The following is a 19,488-nucleotide window of genomic DNA, read 5'->3' on the forward strand; positions in this document are numbered from 1 at the left end:
CATGTTTTATACTATCGAAGAATTGGTTCAACAAGCAGAGCAGTTTTCAGGAAATGTTGCTGAACTAATGATTGCTACCGAAATTGAATTAACTGGTCGTAGCCGCGAAGAAATATTGACAATCATGTCAAGAAACTTGACAGTCATGAAAGCGTCCATCGTGGATGGACTAACTGAAAGCAAATCCGTATCTGGTTTAACAGGAGGCGATGCTGCCAAGCTAGATGCCTACATGAAATCTGGTAAAACCCTATCAGATTCCGCCGTCCTATCCGCCGCAAGAAATGCCATGGCCGTTAATGAATTGAATGCCAAAATGGGCTTAGTCTGTGCCACTCCCACTGCTGGATCTGCTGGCTGTTTGCCTGCCGTTCTTGGTGTTGCTATTGACAAGTTAAACTTGACAGAAGAGCAACAACTTGACTTCCTCTTTACAGCAGGAGCCTTTGGTCTGGTCATTGCCAACAACGCCTCCATCTCAGGTGCAGAAGGAGGCTGTCAGGCAGAAGTCGGCTCTGCCTCTGCTATGTCTGCCGCAGCCCTGACACTGGCAGCAGGTGGAACTCCCTACCAAGCCAGCCAAGCCATCTGCTTTGTCATCAAAAATATGCTGGGTCTGATTTGCGATCCCGTCGCTGGTCTGGTAGAAGTCCCATGTGTTAAACGAAACGCCATGGGAGCAAGCTATGCCATGGTAGCTGCTGATATGGCACTGGCAGGAATTGAATCAAAAATTCCTGTAGATGAGGTTATCAATGCCATGTACCAAGTTGGCTCTGCCCTACCAACTGCCTTCCGTGAAACTGCTGAAGGAGGCCTGGCTGCCACACCAACTGGTCGCCGACTAGCACAAGAAATCTTCGGTGAAAGTTGACAAGGTTGTAAACAATAAGAAAAGGACCGTCTGGTCCTTTTCTTATTGTTTTATAAAGACCAATTGGTCTGTTATTGTGTCATTGGTGTCAATTTCTGTCAAGGTTAGGGTGTTCCCGTTTACTGTATAGGTTTCTGCTTCACCATCCACATAGACCAATTTCTTATCCAGGTCAAAGATGATGATGTCACTATCTCGGTCTCCATCGTTGTCGGCTTCTACCAAAGTAGCTCGGTTACCTGTAACAGTCAAGGTATAAATGTCATTTCCGCTGGTGGCTGTATAAGTACCGTCCAAGTCTGAGGTGTCAACCAACTTGACACCGTAGGCTGTTGCAAGCTCGTTGGCTGTTTGAGCTGCGGTCGCTGTTGTAGTAGCGTTTGAACTAGCGACTTCGTACTTGTCATCATCATCGTAGTCAACAGCTCCAACTTGTCGTTCGATTCGGTCTTCTAGCACTTCAAATCTGTTCTCAAATACTTCAGCTGCAACGAAGCTACCTGTCACCAAGACCAAGGCTCCAACGGATAGGAGAACAATGGTTTTCTTGCTCATGCCTGCAAGCTTGTCTTTTGCTGTCTGCCACAGGCCTGTTTTTTGACCGTTTTCGTTTTGTACTTCAATGATTTCTTGTTGATTGTTTTCCATTTTTATATCCTCTGTTTTTGTTTTTTCTTCAGCACCCAGCTGATAATCTTATTCTAACAGCTAAAAATGAACAGACAATGTAGAAATTCTAAACAAAATCTAAACAATTCTAAAAAAATTTAGTGATTGAGACGATATCCTGCTCCCCAGACGGTTTCAATCAGGTCTTCGCCCAGTTTATCACGGAGGCGGTTGATATGGACTGTCACTGTCGCACTATCTCCAACGTAGTCATAACCCCAAATGCTTTCAAAGAGCTGGTCTTTTGAAAAGACACGGTTGGGGTGCTTGGCCAAGTAGGCCAAAAGTTCAAATTCTCGGTTTGGTAGCTTGATTTCCTGGCCTGCCTTGAGCACCTTCCAGCTTTCTAGGTAAATGGTCAAGTCACCGATGACCAGCTGGTCTGGCTCTTGAGGTTGTTGGTAGCGTTGATATCGGGCTAAATGGGCCTTGACGCGTGCCACCAGCTCCATGGGGTCAAAGGGCTTACTGATGTAGTCATCTGCTCCTAAACCTAAACCACGCACCACATCGACCGTTTCTTGCTTAGAGGTCACCATGAGAATGGGAAAATCAACCTTGTCCCGCAAATCACGACAGAGGTCATAACCGGTCTTGTTGGGAAGCATAACATCCAAGAGCAAGAGGTCATAGTCTGCTTGAGCCAGTTCCTTCTCTACCAGACCACCGTCATGGACCAGATCAACTTGATACCCCTGCATTTCCAGATAATCTCGCTCTAAATAGGCGATTTCTAGATCATCTTCTACAATTAAAATCCGTGTCATTTCATATCCTTTCTAGGTAATCTAAAGATAAATCGAAGACCTGGAGTTGCCTCAACAGACACTCGACCTCCCAAGCGTTCCATAATATTTTTTACAATCGCTAACCCCAGACCATGGCCTTCTACTTGCTGTCTGGTATCGTCTACCCTGTAAAATTCTTCAAAAATCAAGTCAAGTCTATTCTTTTCTACACCTTTTCCGTTATCTGTAAAAGTCCAAACAACTTCTTGCTCCTGCATTTGTCCAGTAATACTGATTATCAGGGGCTTTACAGCAGCATATTTTCGTGCATTGTCCACCAGATTATCTAGAATTCTACGAAATTGAATTGGATCAATCTCAACTGGCAATCCATCCGATACTTCCAAACTAAACCGAATGTCTTCATCTACTAATTCCTCCGTTTTCTCTCTTACATAGGACTGTAAAAAGATAGCCAAATCAAGCTTGACTTTATCAAATGGCGTTTTATCTGTCTGCAATTGTGAAAAAGCAAATAATTTTTCCAGTAATTTCTCCATCACCTGAGATTTTTGATAGATAACAGTCAAATACTGATTACGTTTTTCATCCGTATTGGCAATACCATCCAAAATTCCCTTAGCATAACCTTTGATAGAAGTCAAGGGAGTCCGCAAATCATGCGAAATATCTGCGACCATCTGGGTTCGATTTTGTTCATACAGTTGATTTTTCTCACGGGCATCTAACAAAGAAGTCTGCATTTGATTGAACCCTTGGGTCAATTCTTCAAATTCCTTATCACCTTGATAGGTCAAAGACACTGTATAATCTCCCTGCTGGATACGCTCTACACCGCTGTGCAATTCCTCCAGAGGACGCATGATAACCCCTAGGAGACGGCGAGTAAAGAAGAAGTTAAGCACCACTACGACCACGATACCTATTCCACCAACTAACAAAAGCTGTATCAGGAAGGCTTGAAATTCTTGGCTTTCTTGCTGGTCTTCCAAATCTTCTAACAAGGCATATAAATAATAAACTTGTCCATCCGTGGCGAGTTTACGGCTAATCACAATTTCTCCATCTACATAGGAGATGTGAGTGGTTGATGATACTGTCACTCCCAATATCTCATCCGCATCATCTTTCAGATTTGAAAAGACAGCCTCACCATTACTTTCTACATAGAGTCGTGCATCATTCGATGCTAACTCATCTGCCAATACTGCAAAATCTGATCCCGAAAATTTTTCCAAACTCTGTTGACTACTTGCTGTCTTCTGGCTAGTGGACTGCCATGTTTCTTGGTTACGATAAATGCTATTAACCACATAAACACTTACCCCCAGCATCGCAACCAAGGAAAAAATAAGCATGATCATATTTAATCGAAAAATTCGTTTTTGTAATTTCATAGCTCTTCTTTTCTAGTCAATTTTTTCACAATTATAAACAAAACAACCTTATCTGTAAAGCTAGACAACTTTCAACAATAGAAAAAAGTCTAGCATCGTGCTAGACCTCTTCTAATTTATCTTAGTACCAACCATTTGCCAACCAGAAAGCCTTGGCTGCAGACCATGAACCATAGCGACTAGCAACATAGGCATCTGCTACACGCTCTTGGTTTTCTGGTGAGTAATCACCATTCAAGTAAGTATTTGTCAACTGGTAACGACCAATGTAGATACCGTTACGGGCATCATAGCTACCGCTTGATTCCTTCATTGCAATCCATTCTTTTGCTACTGCATCTTCAGCACTCAAGTTTGAAGAATAGGTGCTAGTTGTTGCTGTTGCAGTAGAAGTTGATGTTGATTGAGTTTGTTCAACTGAACTCTCTACTGCCTTCACTGTCACATCACCCAATTCGATAACTTGACCGACATGGATAAAATCTAAGTTGGTAATCTTATTCTGCTCTGCTAATTTTTCAACAGTAGTATTGTGTGTTTCAGCAATTTCAGACAGGGTATCACCAGACTTTACAGTATAGGTTTCTGCACTAACTACACCCGCAGTCAAAAGGGAGATTCCCGCTACCAAACCAGCAATAGTTGTTTTTAAGTTTTTCTTTAATGTAATGTTCATAATAGTCACATTCCTTTCTGTCATGTGTCTATCATACCCTCTAACTATTACTTAGACTTTGTGAAATTGTTACAAATATTACAGACAAATTGAGATTAGACAATAAAAACGCTATTTCTAGCGTTTTTTACTCATTTTTTCAATATAAATAAGAGTCCAGCTAAAGCTAACATAACTAAAATTGCTAACGTATCTGCTAACTTCCATTCCAAAATCCGATACTTGGTTCTCCCATCGCCGCCCTGATACCCACGCGCCTCCATCGCCGTTGCAAGAGCATCTGCCCTCTTAAAACTTGATGCGAATAACGGAATCAAAATAGGAATAACTGACTTTACCTTCTGAATAAGATTTCCCTCATTAAAGTCCACTCCACGAGCTCTCTGAGCATTCATAATCCGAGTGGTATCATCCATCAAGGTCGGTACAAAACGCAAGCTCATGGACAACATCAAACCAATTTCATGCACAGGAACTTTAAATTTCTTCAAAGGTGCAAGACCTGACTCGATACCATCAGCCAAGTTAAGGGGTGTCGTCGTCAAGGTCAATAGGGTTGAGAAGAAAATAATCAAAACAAAGCGAACAAAAATAATCGCCGCCTGTTGCAACCCTTCTACAGATAATTTAAAAATCCAAAACTCCCATAGAATGGTCGCTCCAGGTGTAAAGAAAACCTGAAAGAAAGTTGTAAATAGAATAATTCCTATCATCGGTTTCAAACCATTAATAAAAAATGATAAGCGAATACGAGATAAAACAACCATTCCTAAAACAAATGCTATCAACAAGGCATTGGTGACCAAATTATTGGCCCAAAAAATCATCAATAGAAATCCAAACATTGCTAAAAGCTTACTTCTTGGATCCAAGCGATGAATAATTGAATCCCCAGGAATATAGCGACCTAAAATTAATTTATCCATGTGTCACCATCCCCGTAAATTCTTCAATTGTAATAGGAAGACGTTCAAATACAAAACCTCTTCTCTCCAAATTAGCTGCAAACTTAGTAATCTTAGGCACTCCCAACTGAATACTCTCTAAAAAATCTACCTCTTGAAAAATATCGACTGGTTTGCCAGAACGGACCAGCTTTCCCTTTTCCATAATGTAAACAAAATCAGCATAGTTAGCCACATCGTCCATCAAATGAGTTACCAAAACGATTGTCATGCCTGATTCATGAAGCTTTTTGAAAATATCCATCAATTCCTGACGACCCGCAGGATCCAATCCAGCCGTTGGTTCATCCAAAACTAAGATACTTGGTTCCATTGCCAGAATCCCAGCAATCGCTACCCGACGCATTTGACCACCGGATAGTTCAAAAGGACTACGCTCAAACAAGCTTTCATCAATTCCAACCAAGGCCAACTTTTCACGCGCAATCGTTTCAGCCTCTTCCTGAGAAACTCCGAAATTTTGTGGACCAAAAGCAACGTCTTTTAAGACCGTTTCATCAAACACCTGACTTTCAGGAAATTGGAACATCAACCCAACTTTCTTCCTGACTTGCTTAATATCCTTATTTTCAGACGTCGCTGTAATCACAACATCATCAATGACTACTCTTCCTTCTGTTGGTACATTTAATCCATTCAAAAGCTGTAAAATCGTTGATTTGCCCGAACCCGTATGCCCAATAAGGGCCGTGTAAGAGCCATCAACAATCTCCAAATCCACACCAAAAAGCGCACGCCCCTCAAAAGGAGTGCCAGCTTGATAGGTATAGCTTACTTCTTGGAGATCAATTCCCATAAAGTTTCCTCTAATTCTTCCTCTGTAAAATAGCGGAGCGGTAAATCAAGTCCAGTCTGGCGCAAAGATGAAGTCAGCTCTGTCGTAAATGGTCTATCCAAGTCTAAATCTACCAAATCTTCTCGCATAAATAATTCATTTGGAGTGCTAATTGATTCAACCTGTCCATTTTTCATCACGATAACTCGATCACTCAATGCAACCTCATCCAAATCATGTGTTATAGAGATAACCGTCATACCATGACGCTCCTTAATTTCACGGACAATCTTAATCAAGTCGAGACGACCTTCTGGATCCAACATAGACGTAGCCTCATCCAAAATAATAATTTTTGGACGCAAGGCAACCACTCCAGCAATCGCCACCCTCTGCTTCTGACCACCAGATAAACGAGCAGGCTCACGTGTTTTGAAATCAGTCATTCCAACCAATTCCAAAGCTTCGTCAACTCGACTACGCATCTCCTCCAAAGGGATTCCCTGGTTCTCTAAACCAAATGCAACATCATCTTCAACTGTAGCGCCTACAAATTGGTTATCTGGATTTTGAAAAACCATACCAATCAAGCGTCGCTTATCCCATACATTATCAATGGTTAAGGCATCACCATCGATATAAATATCTCCGGATTCAGCTTCCAGTAGTCCATCAATCAATCGAACTGTTGTTGATTTACCCGAACCATTATGACCAATAATAGACAGCCACTCTCCCTGTTTCACGTGAAACGAAACATCATTTAGAGTATATTGCTCATCCTCTTGGTTGTATTTATATTTAAGATTTTTTACTTCGATAATATTTGTCATCATTTAAAAGTATCTTTGAATAAGTAAGAGGCACCCCTGAAATAATCATAACCTGAATATAGGGTGAAGAAAAGTGCAATATAGAGTGTTATTTGCCCCACGACGTTCCAGTGTAAGAGCAGGAAAATCACTGAAAACATCTGTGAAAATGTTTTGATTTTTCCTGGCATAGCCGCAGCTAGAACTGTTCCTCCATTTTCCACCAAGAGTAGACGAAGACCTGTCACTGCCAATTCACGACAAATAATAATTGCAACTACCCAAGCTGGAGCAAAGCCAAGCTCTACAAGCATGATAAATGCTGTCATCACCAAAATCTTATCTGCCATCGGATCCGCAAATTTTCCAAAGTTTGTTACAACCTGCCATTTACGAGCCAAGTAGCCGTCTAGATAATCCGTAATACTTGCCAAAGCAAAGATTAGTGCTGCTAAAACATGACTAATTGTTGAATCCCAAACGGTCAGTAACAAGATAAAAACTGGAATTACCAAGATCCTACCTATCGTCAATGCATTGGGAATATTTTCTTTTTTCATATAAAACCTTTATTGTCCAAAATTTATTGTAATTGAGCCTGTATCTACTGTCAAGGCTGATAGATCTAACTTTTGGCCACCTACAATTACCTCTACTCCTTTGACAACACCAAGAACAAGTGTAGTAGAAGTCACTCCTTCTTCAATAGTAGTAGTTACTGTCGGATTATCAGGTGTTAGTGTAACACCCCCCTCTAACAAGGTGTCAGAAAGGCTGATCCAACTCGTTGTATTTTTTGCTGTTACAGTTACTTCTACTGGATAAGTCACTGTTTTAAGGGTCGCAACAATGTTAGAACCTGATCCTGAAATAGTCACATTTTCTGTAGCGGAACTACTTGAACTCGTTGAATTTGACTGCGCCTGCTCAGTAGAACTCGTCTCTGTGCCACTACTTGCTTCAGATACAGATTGCTCAACTATACTATATGACGTTGTAGTAGGCGTAATAGATGCTCTATTTTGAAGCCTGCTATGAACAATATAAGTCACAAAAATAATAATCAAACCCGTCGCGAGTAATAAGTAAATCAACGGAAGATAAGAGTTCTTTTTACGTTTACGAACCTTATAGCTTCTTTTCAATTCTGAAGAGCGTAGTTCTTCTTCTCCATCTTCATAATATTTCACTAAACTATTGGTCTCGTAAGCATCCAGTAGAACATCTGCATCTAATTCCAAAGCCTCAGCATATGCTTTTAACATAGACTGAACATCATCTGAGTTTGCAATAAAATCAAAATCATTGTACTCAAGTGCCTGTAAATATTTAGCTTGGATTTTTGTTATCCGTTGCAAGTCAACAAATGTCCAACCCCGTCCTTCTCTGGCTGTTCTAAGTACTTCCCCTATACTCTTTTGTCTCATAATACTCTCTCTCTATCGCTCATCATGTACAGTATACTATTCTAACAAAATTCCAAGGAAATTTCGACGGGTTGCGCCCACTTATTTTGGAAAAATCGTGAAATCTGTCATATCACAGTGATCAATAAAGCGACGACCTGCCTCTCTGATGTCATCTAACTGAAGACTTTGTATCATTTGAGGTATATCAAAAACATTTTCATATTCTGAATACTGAGAAACAAAGTGACTAGCTGTAAACTCAAGAGAATTTAAGCTACGAATAAAATCTCCATACATCTCGTTTTTCAACAATTGTAAATGATCCTCTGTCACATCTGCATCATCCTCAAATTTCCTAAGTGCTTTCATCAGTATACTAGAAAGCGTAATGGGTTCTTGAGTATCTCCCGAGATAATCAAATAGTGGTATTCAGGTGTAACCTCTAATTGGAACTGGAAAGAAGAATCAATTTTTCCCTGCTCGTATAACTGTTGATATCGTTTTGAAGTCCAACCAAACAACATGGCAAATAAAAATTGTAAACTGATCCGATATTTCTGAATAGTCTCCTTATCAACCTCGTCATTTCCCCGTAAACCAACGGCCAATTTTGGGGTAGATACTTCAAATTGTTCTGAGAGATGTTCCTGTATCGGCAACTTTGGGACACCTGCCAATTCAAACGACTGAGCTGGATTATCCATCTGAGCTACTTGATAACTTGAAATTTGTTTCCAAACTGCCTCTAAATCAAAATTACCAATAACGAATAAATTCATGTTACTTGGATGATAAAACACTTCAAAATTCTCATGTAAATCATCCGCAGTAATTGCAGCAATTGATTCAACTGTCCCTGCTATATCATAGGCCAAAGGACTTTCTGGATAAAGCGATGATAAAATTCCCGTAAACAAGCGATAATCTGCATCATCTTGATACATCTCGATTTCTTGTTCAATAATCCCCTGTTCTCTTCCTACATTGTCTTCTGTAAAATACGGTTCTCGAACAAAAGATTGTAAAAGTGATAGAGACTCCAATACTTTCTGAGTCGTTGAAAATAAGTAACTAGTCTGTCTAAAACTGGTATAAGCATTTGCGCTTGCTCCCAATTTAGCAAACTCATTCATAATATCCTCTTCATTCTCAGTTTCAAACAGCTTATGTTCTAAAAAATGTGCAATCCCTGCAGGATAAACAACACTATTACCATTAGCCAATGTAAATCGAGTATGAATACCCCCAAAATTTGTCGTTAGAATTCCATATGTCTCATGGAAATCTACTTTAGGAAGCAAAATAACTGTCAACCCATTGTCAACTTTTCCATAAAAGACAGATTCTTTCATGTAAGGATACTTCTTCTCAATTAACTTCATTCTTCTGTCCCCTCCATAAAGTAAACAGCCTGTAAATTAATCATCTGTCCTACTCGAATGACATCGTCTATTGATACCGATTTGATAGCCTCAATCCAATCTAACCAACTTAAATTTCTATTTCCTAAGGTAACTTGATTATATACTTGTTCTATCAAATTATTCTGCCTATCTTGAGCCAAGGTTGCTGAATGAATCAACATGTTTTTTGTCAACTCTAATTCTTCTTCTGTAAACTTACCACATTTTAAATCAAGTAGTTGTTTACTGATTAACTTCATTACCCTGAGTCTATTTTCACGGCTAATTCCAGCATAGACCTTCAGCATTCCTGAAAAAATAGAAACCTGACTGCCAATTGTATAGGCCAAACTTTCTTTCTCACGAACATTCATAAATAACTTCGAATGGGAGAAAGCACCCAGTAGACCATTAAATACCATCAAAGCCGGATAGTTTACATCGTTGTAAACCACTTGTAAATGATATGCCAATTCCAAAATGGACTGCCTTGCCTGTTTACGCTCGATTTTTTCTTGCGTGATGTTTGAGTATTCCTGATGATATTCTAACTCTAATTTTGGTTTTCTATAAGTAAAACCAAAATCTTCAAGTTTTCTTTTGACTTGTTCTCTGTCAACCTTCCCTAAGACAAATATATCAATTTTATCCATACGCAACATATTCCGATAAATCTGAAAGGTTGATTCTGCTGTTTCTTTTTCAACCAAATCAAGCCTACCGACGCGTGGAATTTGAAGAGAGGGATCTTTATAAAAAAGCTTACTCATTTCAACATCTGCATGATAAAAATTATCTTCTATCTCTGACTGAAGAAAATTGATTAAATTCGTTTTTTCAACCTCGAAAATCTGGCTATCAAATCCTCGCCCCTTTTTCAGTGGTCTAAATATACATGTGTATAAAAAATCAAGAATCTCTACTGTAATATCCTCATTTTCTGGCAAGTGACGAGGACTGACATATGAAATTGTCACATCTACACAGTGCACCCTACCACGTTTCGAAACTGAGGTCGAGAACTGAGCACCATACAATTCTGCCAATCTTCTCCGAACAGCCTGAGCAGTTTGAAATTCTTGGTTACCCATTTCAAAAATATTTGCAACTAACACACGACCAGCAACTGTAGCCTCACTCATTTCAGCTGCAAAGCGAATACGTATACGATTTGTCGTAAACTGATCTGTATCAATAAAATGAAGATCTACTCCCTCTTGTAATTTCATCGTCTCCCTCTTTCAAACATTGTACCTTCCATTATACCATTTTGTGATAAGGTATGCTTGGCTTTAGCATTTGATTGCTTTACACGCCTTTATAGTTGATTTTACTGGATTTTTTGAAAAATGTGTAAACTTTATAAAGCGTTACATTTTCCTAGAAAGTCCACAAAAAGGTGAACAAATTTTACAAATAAAAAAAGGTTATCAAAGGGCGATAACCTAAAAATTTTATGAGTTCAGCAGGCAAGTACTAGCGTAGTGATCAGCTACGCTTTTTTTGATTGCTGGTAAGTGTATTATACCATGTTTACACTTGCAATCGTGTTTCTAAAGCCGTTGTTAAAATTTCCGAATAGTTCAAACCCTCACGGTCTGCTAGTTTTGTTAACCATTCAGGCACCGTCACATTCTTTCTAATTGCTTTATTATTCTTAATATACGGTGTTGGGTCAGCTTGTATCATTGAAACAAAGCCATCAGGAGCGCTTAACTCCTTTATATCGCTTGCTTTTGGTAACTCCATCCCCTCATCAATATAAAGGGCAATAGAGCTTTCTAAAAACTCGCGGGCATTGTACATAGCTTCCTCAAGGTTATCCCCTTGAGTACCACCACTAAACTCTGGGAACTCCACCCAATAACCTTGTTCGTCTTTATGAAAAATAGCTGGGTAAGATTTTAACATGTTTCTACCTCCAAAAGCGAAAGAGGAGGGGCATTTCAAAGTAGCCCCAAATCTTTCAGGATTTTCTTTTCTAGCCCTTTTCCCAAGTCCTTGTTTCCATGAACTGGGATTGTGACTATTTTTGAAAATCCTTCTTTTTTGAAATGGTGGTGACTTCCATTAACTCGGATTTCTTTCCACCCGTTAGCCTCTGCAAGTTTTGCCATTTCTTTTCCAGTAAGTGGCATAGCGCTCTACCTCCTTACATTATTTATTATATACGCATTATGCGCATTTGTCAAATTCTTTTATCTTAAAAACTTCAAAAAGGGAAAATTGTGCACGGAAGAGGCCGGCGTCGTTGAACCCCGAACAAACCCACCCCCGATTAAAAAAGATAGGGGTATTTACGAATATTAAGCCTGACCGTCTTTATACTGCAACAATTCCCCATTCTTGAATATATAAGCAAAGTCTAACAAAGCTGTTTGTAATGTTCTGTAAAAACCTGACTCACTCATGTTCATATCTTGGTATATACCATAATCGGCTTTCTGTCGCTTGATATACTTTTCTGTCAGTATGTCACTGTGCAGCTTATCCAAGTTTGAAATAGCTCGCTCTATTTTTTCCACTTCCTGACTTACTGCGATTGCGTTCAGTAATCTATCTTCTTGCGTGTTTCTGGTCGTTCCTGATTTTACTTTATCCGATACATTCCAACTACTCTGTAAAGTGGTGGTAGTGCGTGCTATGGTTTTCAATCGTGGATATTGTTTCAAGTATCGCTTAGTGATTGCTACGGTCTTCTTTTCGTCTATCATAGTATCTAAAAAAATCAAGCTAGCGCCCTCCAACTGTGGTATAATATTGATAGCGAAACCACAGCCTGGGCAGAGAGTGCCTTGGCTTTTTGTTTAATCACGCGCCGCCGTATCTGAATATTATCTCTTTTAGACTACCAAAAAAAATGCTGAATCTCCTTATTTTTTACTTATCCAACCTAGTCTAAACCTAATCATTTCATTTATCTAGCTTTAAGAATTATATAGTGTTCGGGTGTTCGTCGTTTTGGAAAATCAAAAAAACGTTCCATATTTTTTTGCGCCTTTAAACCCTGTGAATGCTTGATAGTACTAGCTTTTCAGCCTCCAAACGTTCCGCATTTATTTGTTTTGTAAAGCGAACGTTTGTAGTATTTGTTCGTTTTGGGAGTTGCCAAAGTACTTCAACCCTATAGCATTTTTCAAACTTAGGTTTTCTTAGTATTGCCTATATAGATTTGATTGTAGTATTTTGTAGTATCTTATATCTGTTTTTATCTTAGGTTTTTTTTAGGTTTACGAAACAGCAAAAGAGGCTGTAGCCTCTCTCTGCTATTCTGCTGAATACTTCCACAAAGCGCAATAGTTATCTTCGGTATCCAGCTCCTTCAGTAACTTTCTTGCTTCATCATCTACGGCCATCATATTCTCCCATACTCCATTCACTGCCATGTCAGGATAATCATCGTCTAGCACGCTGTCAGCTAGCTCCATCAGTTCAAGCTCTAACCTTGCTACTTTTTCCAGTAGGCTGTCAAAGCTATCTGACTGTCTTAGTTGTTCCGTGCGCTGACGGATATACTCTTGTTCGATTTCCTGTTCTTGTTCGTAGTCGTCCAAGTCTACGCCTGTTAACTCATCAGGATTGTTGTAGTAGTCTTTAAAACTGTCACAAATCCGCTTGAATGTTTCAGTAAGTTCAGTATCTGCTATATACTCCAGTACTAGCTGGCCTTTTCCCTTAATCGTTGCCTCAATCACTGGCGCGTGATAAGTCCCAAACATATATCCAAAGACTGCATTACTTGCCACTTTGGCGGTGTCAATGTCTTCAAAGTCGTAAGTAAAAGTAAAGGTTTGTGGTGTGTCTGAAATAGTTTTTAATGTCATGGTATTATTCTCCTTGTTTTAGTTTGTTGATTGAGTAGCGTTTATCCTTGATTGTAAACGACTTGAAAGAATTACCTTCTAAGCCTTTCAAAATACGGCTATAGTTCCGCTCGTTGTAAACTGTCTTCAACTCTGACCCGCTTAGATTAGTGTTGATGATTGTATTCTCACGACTATTCAAAATATCAAAAAGCAGGTCCTGTTCCCAGTCGCTTTTGGGTTTAATAATCGCATTTTTTGCCCCTAGATCATCTAAAATCAGATAATCGACTGACTTCAGCAACTCCACTGCCTCAAATTCTGTCAGTTTTGCCCCTTGTCCGTAGTTCCAGCCTTCTTTGATTTTTTTGATAAGCTCCGTTAGGTTTACAAAGAGCACGCTTTTAGGCTCTCCCTTAGCCCTGTAGCCCTCGTTTATCGCTTTAGCCATTGCAATACTTAGATGGCTTTTTCCGATGCCTGTAGAGCCTGTGATAAGGGTATTTGCTTTGAGCCCTGCAAGATACTTTTCCGCCTGCCCTTTAGCAAAAGCTAGTAGCTGTTTTTCCTCGGCAGTTTCCGCTTTGAAAGTGTTAAAACTAGCCCCCTCTAGTTCCCTTGGAATTGTGCTATCTCGCATAAGCACATTATACGTCCTTGAGTAAAGCCCAGCGTTCAAATACTCTTCTACTGCCCTTTGTTCCTGTTGTTGCTTTTGTTCTTGCTCGCACTCAGGACAAAAAGGCTCTAGCTTCCGTGGTTTGTCTTCTCCAACCACCTTGACAGCTCTATCAAGTTGGACTAATGGGATGTTATGTAGTGGGCAAGTCGCTTCTAACTGTCTAAGGTGCTGTAAATTCTGAAATGGATTTCTCAATTCCTGTCCCCTTTCTAAAATGGCACTTCTGGGAAATTGTCCGGATTATCTTGCCTAGGTTGTTTCATCGCTTCAAACTCCATTTTGTTCTGCTTGACTTGTTCGATAGTCTTCAGACCTTGACCTTGCCAGCGTTCCAGAATAGAACGGGTATATCTGATTGACCTCCCACCATTCAGGATAGTTTCGTCTAAAGCATACAATACCAAGCGTTGCCCATGAACCTTTAATAGGTCTTCGACTTCTTGGGTGACAGTTCCACTAATCGCCACTTCCCCAAATGCTTCTTTGAGTTTTTCAAAGATGATATTTTTACCAACTCCAGCAGCCGCTTTTTTTTCTTCTTGCTGTTGCTCTAGCTCTATCTCTTGCTCTTTCTCTAGCTCTATCTCTGTCTTACACGTAGTTAACGTTGTAAGATTTTCGGTTAACATTGTAAGATTTTTCTTTTTTTCTTGTTGTTGTTTTCTATATTCTCGCATGTATGAAGCTTGGTTAGTTTCTTGTTGTACCAAGGCTTTGGCTTGTGTTAGCTCTGCGTTTTGGTCTTCGTCAATCTGAATTAGTCCGCATTTTGTAAAGTATGCCATAGTCATATCGATATCATCTTCCGACACATCCAACTTCAAAGCCAATTCTTCCTTGAGATTTTCAAAATAACCTTCGTAGTAGAGAATGCAGTCACTTTCAAGACTTTCAAGCATAAGACGGATGTAAATTACTGTCATAGTGTAACCGCCTGGAATTGTCTTCAGTCTCTTAATGAAAATATTATCAAAAAATTTTTTATCAATCTTCAACCAAAAATATATTTTAGTTTTTACCATTCTCCACCCCCAAAAATTTCAAAACATCACTGACCCTATAAAATATTTTCTTAGTGTCCTCTATCGGTGGTTGGTATCGTCTCAGCCCGTTTTTCTCCCACCGTTGCAAAGTCTTGTATTCTATGTCTAGCTCACTCTTCAACTGTTGGGCTGTGATTAGCCCTGTAACCCTTGGCTTGACCATCTCACGCGCTTCCAGATAGTTCTCTATAAGCTCCAGAATGCCCGTTTTTAAGTCTGTTTCACTTTGTGCGGTCAGTTCAAGTCTCATCTCTGTACTTCCTCCAGTCTTGTAAATCAGCGGTCAGTAGCGCGTGGATACGCTTATGCTCCTGGTCGTATTGCCGTTGGAGCGGTAGCACTCCAGCCAGTCGTTCCACTTCATTCTGGGGGATATAGTAGCCCCTTTGTTTGTTATCTCGCCCACCGCATACGGGAATACCATAATCAACAATGAGCTGGCGGATATGTTCCCGAATGGTTCGAACGTCCAAGCCTGTCAGTCGTTCGATGTCCGCCCCTGTGATTGGCAAGTCCATTCCAAGCGGTAGGAGCTTGAAAACTTTGTATAGGTGTGGTGGTAGTCGATTTTCTGTCATGCCTGCACCTCCAGACTTGCAATTTTGTATTTTATCCAAAGCAACTTATCATCATGATCCATGGCAAGATATTCTTGCATTTCGTCTGGTGTTGTGTGTTTGAGAATGGTCTCTGCTATCCGTTCAAGTTCTGCCTGTGTCATGTCTGTCCTCCTAGTTATAATATCTGCCCTGTGATTGAATATAAGCCCCGTAGCGCTCGTTTTCAAGGGGTCTGGTTTACCCTCGGAAACTTTTTTTGGCTTGCTATGGAGCTGAAAAGTGCCTAAACCAACACCAAACCATAGATAGAGGTTCAGAGGTGTAAAGATTGCTAGTAAAGTCAAAGCGGTTTCGATTGTCATTTCTTGCATTTTTTAACCTCCTTCTTGGCTAGTTTTTTCATATGCTCAAAATCTTGCAAGATTAGTTTTAAATACCACATAGGATTACCTACTTCAATCTTGTCTTCATATCCAGCTTTTAAGAGTTCTATTCTAGCTTTTTCAACTCGTGAGGCTATGCTGTTCAAACTGCGCTCAATCGGTGTCAAATCGCCATATTGAACTCGTGCCACGTCCTCATGAAAGTGGTTCAGCATGATTTCGGTTAGATAGTGCAATGTCCATCCTGTTTCATGATCTAGCTGATATACTTTTCTGATGACCGCCTCTAGCTCTTCCGATACTGCAGCCTTTACGGGTGAGTATTCTTTGCTAGAATTATCAAAATGGATTATCGTTTCTCTGTTATTGTCTTTCATGTAGTTCTTACCTCTTTTTTTGCTCAAGATTGCTCAGGATTATGGTATAATATAGCCGTAAAAATATTTCTAAAACCCTTATAGCTTGCCTGCTGAATTGTGTTTTAGTTATTTACCTCAAAGGCTTGGAAGTTGGTTGCTCTCAAAGCCTTTTTTTGTTGTTTTAAATCGTTATTGCTTTTACTGAAATATATTCCTTGTCCGCATGGTCTACGTGGATTTCGGTGATTTTATAATCTGTTCCACGAAAACGGATATACATGGAATTATCAAATGGAGGTTTAGGGTGATAACGAATAACAAAAACTTTTGTATCTTTTCCAGTTTCAAGCCCTGATAAGGTTTTAAAATCTCTGACGGTCATCCCTGAAACATCAGCCCAACAAGAATATACGTCAGTAGAAATAGGCTCAATTATTTCTCCGTCCTCGTTTTGCTTTCCATTTTTTGAAAAAAATGTAATTCGCTCAGTCATTTTTCTGGTGTTCATTTTGTTTTTTCTCCTCTCACGCGCCTTGTGGTGCGTTTTTTTAGTGGTCTGAATACCATAGTTTTGATGTCTTGGTATGTCATGCCTAGGTGTATCATAGCAATAGCCATGTCTTCCAGTGCTTGCCCTTTCTAATCTTCCATCAGTTCAGCAATTCGGTAAGTTTTGGCTAGTCCTATTTTAATATCTGCCATGGTAGTCATATTTTGCAACTCTGAAAGTCTGCTCTTGATATATGCCATGTCAGAATTTGGCTCAATAGCTGGCTGGGTTGGTTCTTGAATTAGTTCACCCTGCATGTAGTAGCCGTTTACTCGAATTTCTTTCAAGATGTTTTTGACTACTTTCTCGAACTCTTTGGCTTTTGGTTTACGTGATTGAAATAAGACTTCATAAAGACCAAACTCAGTCAACATGTTCACTTCTCGTTTTTGACCTGCCCTAGTTATTACATAGGTCAGCTTTTCATCTTCGTCAATCCTTTTTAATAAGTCGGTTGTATTTTGTACTTCAATCATTTCAGCTACTTCAACAGCAATAAAAAGCGGGTTATCTTTGTTTCCATATATTTCAAAAGACTTTCCCCCGAATTGTTGAGTAGCGATAACTTCGGTAGTCGGTTTCTTTTTCTTCATTTTTGACCAGTCGTAAAAATCTTCGAATGGTTCAATTGTGTTTTGCGTTGTCATATTCTGTTTTACCTCTCTGTATAGATTATTGATTTTCTTTCTGCTGTCCTTGTTGGGTTGGTGCTTGCCCTGCGCCCACTTGCCAACTGTTCGGGGGTCTGTTCCGATACGCTGACCAATAGCGACCAAGTTCAGCCCGTGTGTGGTTCGCATTTCTTCAATGACTTTACTGTAGTTCCTTTTCATAGCTTGCCCGCTCCTTTCTAGCTGTAAAATAGTTCATCAATGGTGATGTCTGGCTTAACCTCTGCAACAATAATCTTGATTGCTTTCTTTTCCTTGTCATTGAATGGTGTTTTGCCTGTTTCTTTGTTGTTGTATGACTGTAAAGAAATATCTAGCTTGTCCGCCATAGCTTGCTGGGTTAGCCCTAACATGACCCGATAGCCTTTGAGTTTGCTCATGTCGTTCTCCTTTCTTTGAAAAATCCCCCTCCATAGATTGAAAGTGTGAAAGGTCATGGAGGGGGTGAAGTATCCGTTTTGGATAACTTTGAAAATGATTATATATCCATTTCAGATACTTGTCAAGCGTTTTTTTAATTTTTTTGTATCATTTCTTGATACTTTTTACTTTTTTGGTTATAATCAACCTTGAAAGGTCGTGAAATGTATGAATAGGTTGAAAGAATTACGCAAAGAAAAAAAGCTAACTCAGGAAGAATTAGCTAGTGAAATTGGTGTATCAAAAATAACTATTCTCCGTTGGGAGAACGGTGAAAGACAAATCAAACCAGACAAAGCCCAGGCACTCGCTGACCATTTTGGGGTAAGTGTCGGGTATCTGTTGGGGTATAGTGAATATAGAGATCAGACGGAGATAAAAAACCTAGTGTATGATGTCCCAATGGGTGGATCTGTCGGGGGTCAAAACTTCGATTGGATCGCTCAAATTATAGGCGAAAAAAGAATGGCTGAGTTTTTGGAAAAGACAAGTACAAACGATTTTGTACACTTCAGTTTCATTGATAATTTAACAAATATTCAGCATACAAAAGAAGCGGAACTAATTATTTATTTTTCATTGCTAGATAATAGCGATAAACAACTCATTTTTAAATTGGTCAAGAGCTTATCAGATAAAATTATCCCAAACAACTAACCCACGCCCCCCTACAAGCCCCCTCACCACGTTCAAACACTTCTCGGGTACATTTACCCTACCAAGTTATTCCACGCGCCTATGGGCTTTCTAGTGGACTGTGTGGAGTGAAAAAAGTCAGTTTTTGTCAGTTGCTAGATTTGATTGATAGAATAGACCAAAGAGAAGAGGAGTTAACAAGATAGATCACGCGCCACGGTGTGAAAATCCTAAATACCTAATCAGTTTATTTTTGAAAGATAGGTTTTTCTAGGTTTCGGCGCGTGATTCCCTCGTGCTTCAGCAAGTCCGCTGACTTAGTAAAGGTTATACCTATCAATTTTGTTGACGCCAACAAAACTGTAAATCCTATAACAATTTTAGAAAGGCCCATAATGGTTAAAATTAAGGCAAATGGTAAAGAAATAACTTTACTTTCCACAAATACTGATTATGTCAGTCTGACAGATATCGCTAAATATCGAAATCCAGACGCTCCAGCCGATATTATTAAAAACTGGATGAGGAGTAGAAATACTATTGAATTCCTAGGAGCTTGGGAAAAAATAAATAATGAAAATCATGACCACCCGTCAAACGGGTGGTTTGAACAAGGGCTATAAGCCCACATCACCAGCCAGCGCCTAAAGA

27 protein-coding genes and 1 pseudogene are annotated in these 19,488 nt (G+C 39.6%); 3 read left to right on the forward strand and 25 right to left on the reverse strand.

What is annotated here, in order from left to right; translation table 11 throughout:
• The first annotated feature begins 1 nt into the window (after position 1).
• Positions 2–874, forward strand: a complete 873-nt coding sequence (sdaAA, locus tag SST111_RS01300; RefSeq protein ID WP_099809753.1) for an L-serine ammonia-lyase, iron-sulfur-dependent, subunit alpha — start codon at positions 2–4, stop codon at positions 872–874.
• Between the two features lie 42 nt (positions 875–916).
• On the opposite strand, the gene SST111_RS01305 is transcribed toward sdaAA, so the two are convergent.
• From SST111_RS01305 to SST111_RS01420, 25 genes and pseudogenes are all read right to left on the reverse strand, one after another.
• Complete coding sequence (locus SST111_RS01305) at positions 917–1,522, reverse strand: DUF3642 domain-containing protein (protein WP_099809754.1); 606 nt, start codon at positions 1,520–1,522, stop codon at positions 917–919.
• 119 nt (positions 1,523–1,641) lie between these two features.
• Entirely contained in the window at positions 1,642–2,310 is a 669-nt protein-coding gene (locus tag SST111_RS01310; protein ID WP_099809755.1) for a response regulator transcription factor, read from the reverse strand.
• On the reverse strand, positions 2,307–3,689 hold the full coding sequence (locus SST111_RS01315) for a HAMP domain-containing sensor histidine kinase (RefSeq protein ID WP_099809756.1): 1,383 nt from the start codon (positions 3,687–3,689) through the stop codon (positions 2,307–2,309). Before SST111_RS01315 ends, SST111_RS01310 begins: the two co-directional genes overlap by 4 nt.
• 121 nt (positions 3,690–3,810) lie before the next feature.
• Positions 3,811–4,365, reverse strand: a complete 555-nt coding sequence (locus tag SST111_RS01320) for a LysM peptidoglycan-binding domain-containing protein (protein ID WP_099809757.1) — start codon at positions 4,363–4,365, stop codon at positions 3,811–3,813.
• 131 nt (positions 4,366–4,496) lie between these two features.
• Complete coding sequence (locus tag SST111_RS01325; RefSeq protein ID WP_099809758.1) at positions 4,497–5,291, reverse strand: energy-coupling factor transporter transmembrane component T family protein; 795 nt, start codon at positions 5,289–5,291, stop codon at positions 4,497–4,499.
• On the reverse strand, positions 5,284–6,126 hold the full coding sequence (locus tag SST111_RS01330) for an energy-coupling factor transporter ATPase (protein WP_099809759.1): 843 nt from the start codon (positions 6,124–6,126) through the stop codon (positions 5,284–5,286). Before SST111_RS01330 ends, SST111_RS01325 begins: the two co-directional genes overlap by 8 nt.
• A complete protein-coding gene (locus SST111_RS01335) occupies positions 6,102–6,938 on the reverse strand; it encodes an energy-coupling factor ABC transporter ATP-binding protein (RefSeq protein ID WP_099809775.1) in 837 nt (278 codons plus the stop codon). Before SST111_RS01335 ends, SST111_RS01330 begins: the two co-directional genes overlap by 25 nt.
• Entirely contained in the window at positions 6,938–7,477 is a 540-nt protein-coding gene (gene pgsA, locus SST111_RS01340) for a CDP-diacylglycerol--glycerol-3-phosphate 3-phosphatidyltransferase (RefSeq protein ID WP_099809760.1), read from the reverse strand. The genes SST111_RS01335 and pgsA overlap by 1 nt, the downstream gene beginning before the upstream one ends.
• A gap of 9 nt (positions 7,478–7,486) precedes the next feature.
• On the reverse strand, positions 7,487–8,344 hold the full coding sequence (gene rodZ / locus SST111_RS01345; RefSeq protein WP_099809761.1) for a cytoskeleton protein RodZ: 858 nt from the start codon (positions 8,342–8,344) through the stop codon (positions 7,487–7,489).
• Between the two features lie 81 nt (positions 8,345–8,425).
• Positions 8,426–9,709, reverse strand: a complete 1,284-nt coding sequence (gene yfmH / locus SST111_RS01350; protein ID WP_099809762.1) for an EF-P 5-aminopentanol modification-associated protein YfmH — start codon at positions 9,707–9,709, stop codon at positions 8,426–8,428.
• A complete protein-coding gene (yfmF, locus tag SST111_RS01355; protein WP_002941805.1) occupies positions 9,706–10,959 on the reverse strand; it encodes an EF-P 5-aminopentanol modification-associated protein YfmF in 1,254 nt (417 codons plus the stop codon). Before yfmF ends, yfmH begins: the two co-directional genes overlap by 4 nt.
• 304 nt (positions 10,960–11,263) lie before the next feature.
• Positions 11,264–11,641 carry a type II toxin-antitoxin system HicB family antitoxin gene (locus SST111_RS01360; protein WP_002941801.1) on the reverse strand — a complete coding sequence of 126 codons (378 nt, stop codon included), beginning with the start codon at positions 11,639–11,641 and terminating at the stop codon, positions 11,264–11,266.
• Positions 11,642–11,676: 35 nt separating this feature from the next.
• Positions 11,677–11,868 carry a type II toxin-antitoxin system HicA family toxin gene (locus SST111_RS01365; RefSeq protein WP_002941795.1) on the reverse strand — a complete coding sequence of 64 codons (192 nt, stop codon included), beginning with the start codon at positions 11,866–11,868 and terminating at the stop codon, positions 11,677–11,679.
• 168 nt (positions 11,869–12,036) lie between these two features.
• On the reverse strand, positions 12,037–12,444 hold the full coding sequence (locus tag SST111_RS01370) for an ArpU family phage packaging/lysis transcriptional regulator (protein ID WP_099809776.1): 408 nt from the start codon (positions 12,442–12,444) through the stop codon (positions 12,037–12,039).
• Between the two features lie 552 nt (positions 12,445–12,996).
• The gene (locus tag SST111_RS01375; protein ID WP_099809763.1) at positions 12,997–13,554 is read right to left on the reverse strand and encodes a hypothetical protein; all 558 of its coding nucleotides are present in this window, start codon (positions 13,552–13,554) and stop codon (positions 12,997–12,999) included.
• A 4-nt stretch (positions 13,555–13,558) separates the two neighbouring features.
• Positions 13,559–14,410, reverse strand: coding sequence for an ATP-binding protein (locus SST111_RS01380; RefSeq protein WP_099809764.1), 852 nt, complete (start codon positions 14,408–14,410; stop codon positions 13,559–13,561).
• A gap of 14 nt (positions 14,411–14,424) precedes the next feature.
• On the reverse strand, positions 14,425–15,237 hold the full coding sequence (locus tag SST111_RS01385; RefSeq protein WP_099809765.1) for a phage replisome organizer N-terminal domain-containing protein: 813 nt from the start codon (positions 15,235–15,237) through the stop codon (positions 14,425–14,427).
• Positions 15,224–15,508: a transcriptional regulator gene (locus SST111_RS01390; RefSeq protein WP_099809766.1), complete on the reverse strand. Its 285-nt coding sequence runs from the start codon at positions 15,506–15,508 to the stop codon at positions 15,224–15,226. Before SST111_RS01390 ends, SST111_RS01385 begins: the two co-directional genes overlap by 14 nt.
• Positions 15,498–15,836 (reverse strand): hypothetical protein, encoded by a 339-nt coding sequence (locus SST111_RS01395; protein WP_099809767.1) that lies wholly within the window; start codon positions 15,834–15,836, stop codon positions 15,498–15,500. Before SST111_RS01395 ends, SST111_RS01390 begins: the two co-directional genes overlap by 11 nt.
• Positions 15,833–16,189: a hypothetical protein gene (locus SST111_RS12600; RefSeq protein ID WP_257211344.1), complete on the reverse strand. Its 357-nt coding sequence runs from the start codon at positions 16,187–16,189 to the stop codon at positions 15,833–15,835. The genes SST111_RS01395 and SST111_RS12600 overlap by 4 nt, the downstream gene beginning before the upstream one ends.
• Positions 16,177–16,578 carry a hypothetical protein gene (locus SST111_RS01405; protein ID WP_099809768.1) on the reverse strand — a complete coding sequence of 134 codons (402 nt, stop codon included), beginning with the start codon at positions 16,576–16,578 and terminating at the stop codon, positions 16,177–16,179. Before SST111_RS01405 ends, SST111_RS12600 begins: the two co-directional genes overlap by 13 nt.
• A 163-nt stretch (positions 16,579–16,741) precedes the next feature.
• The gene (locus SST111_RS01410) at positions 16,742–17,068 is read right to left on the reverse strand and encodes a phage head closure protein (protein WP_099809769.1); all 327 of its coding nucleotides are present in this window, start codon (positions 17,066–17,068) and stop codon (positions 16,742–16,744) included.
• Between the two features lie 16 nt (positions 17,069–17,084).
• Positions 17,085–17,193 (reverse strand): annotated as a pseudogene (locus SST111_RS12665) (Rha family transcriptional regulator); the annotation flags it as partial.
• A gap of 6 nt (positions 17,194–17,199) precedes the next feature.
• Complete coding sequence (locus SST111_RS01415; RefSeq protein ID WP_099809770.1) at positions 17,200–17,943, reverse strand: BRO family protein; 744 nt, start codon at positions 17,941–17,943, stop codon at positions 17,200–17,202.
• Positions 17,944–17,960: 17 nt separating this feature from the next.
• The gene (locus tag SST111_RS01420) at positions 17,961–18,161 is read right to left on the reverse strand and encodes a helix-turn-helix transcriptional regulator (protein ID WP_099809771.1); all 201 of its coding nucleotides are present in this window, start codon (positions 18,159–18,161) and stop codon (positions 17,961–17,963) included.
• Positions 18,162–18,369: 208 nt separating this feature from the next.
• Here SST111_RS01420 and SST111_RS12320 point away from each other — a divergent pair, with 208 nt between their 5' ends.
• Together SST111_RS12320 and SST111_RS01430 are read left to right on the forward strand one after the other, a co-directional pair.
• Entirely contained in the window at positions 18,370–18,858 is a 489-nt protein-coding gene (locus SST111_RS12320; protein WP_257211345.1) for a helix-turn-helix domain-containing protein, read from the forward strand.
• Between the two features lie 374 nt (positions 18,859–19,232).
• Positions 19,233–19,460, forward strand: coding sequence for a KilA-N domain-containing protein (locus SST111_RS01430; protein WP_099809772.1), 228 nt, complete (start codon positions 19,233–19,235; stop codon positions 19,458–19,460).
• Positions 19,461–19,488 lie beyond the last annotated feature (28 nt).

Origin of the sequence: Streptococcus suis YS161 (assembly GCF_002760245.1) — a bacterium.
Classification (GTDB): domain Bacteria; phylum Bacillota; class Bacilli; order Lactobacillales; family Streptococcaceae; genus Streptococcus; species Streptococcus suis_I.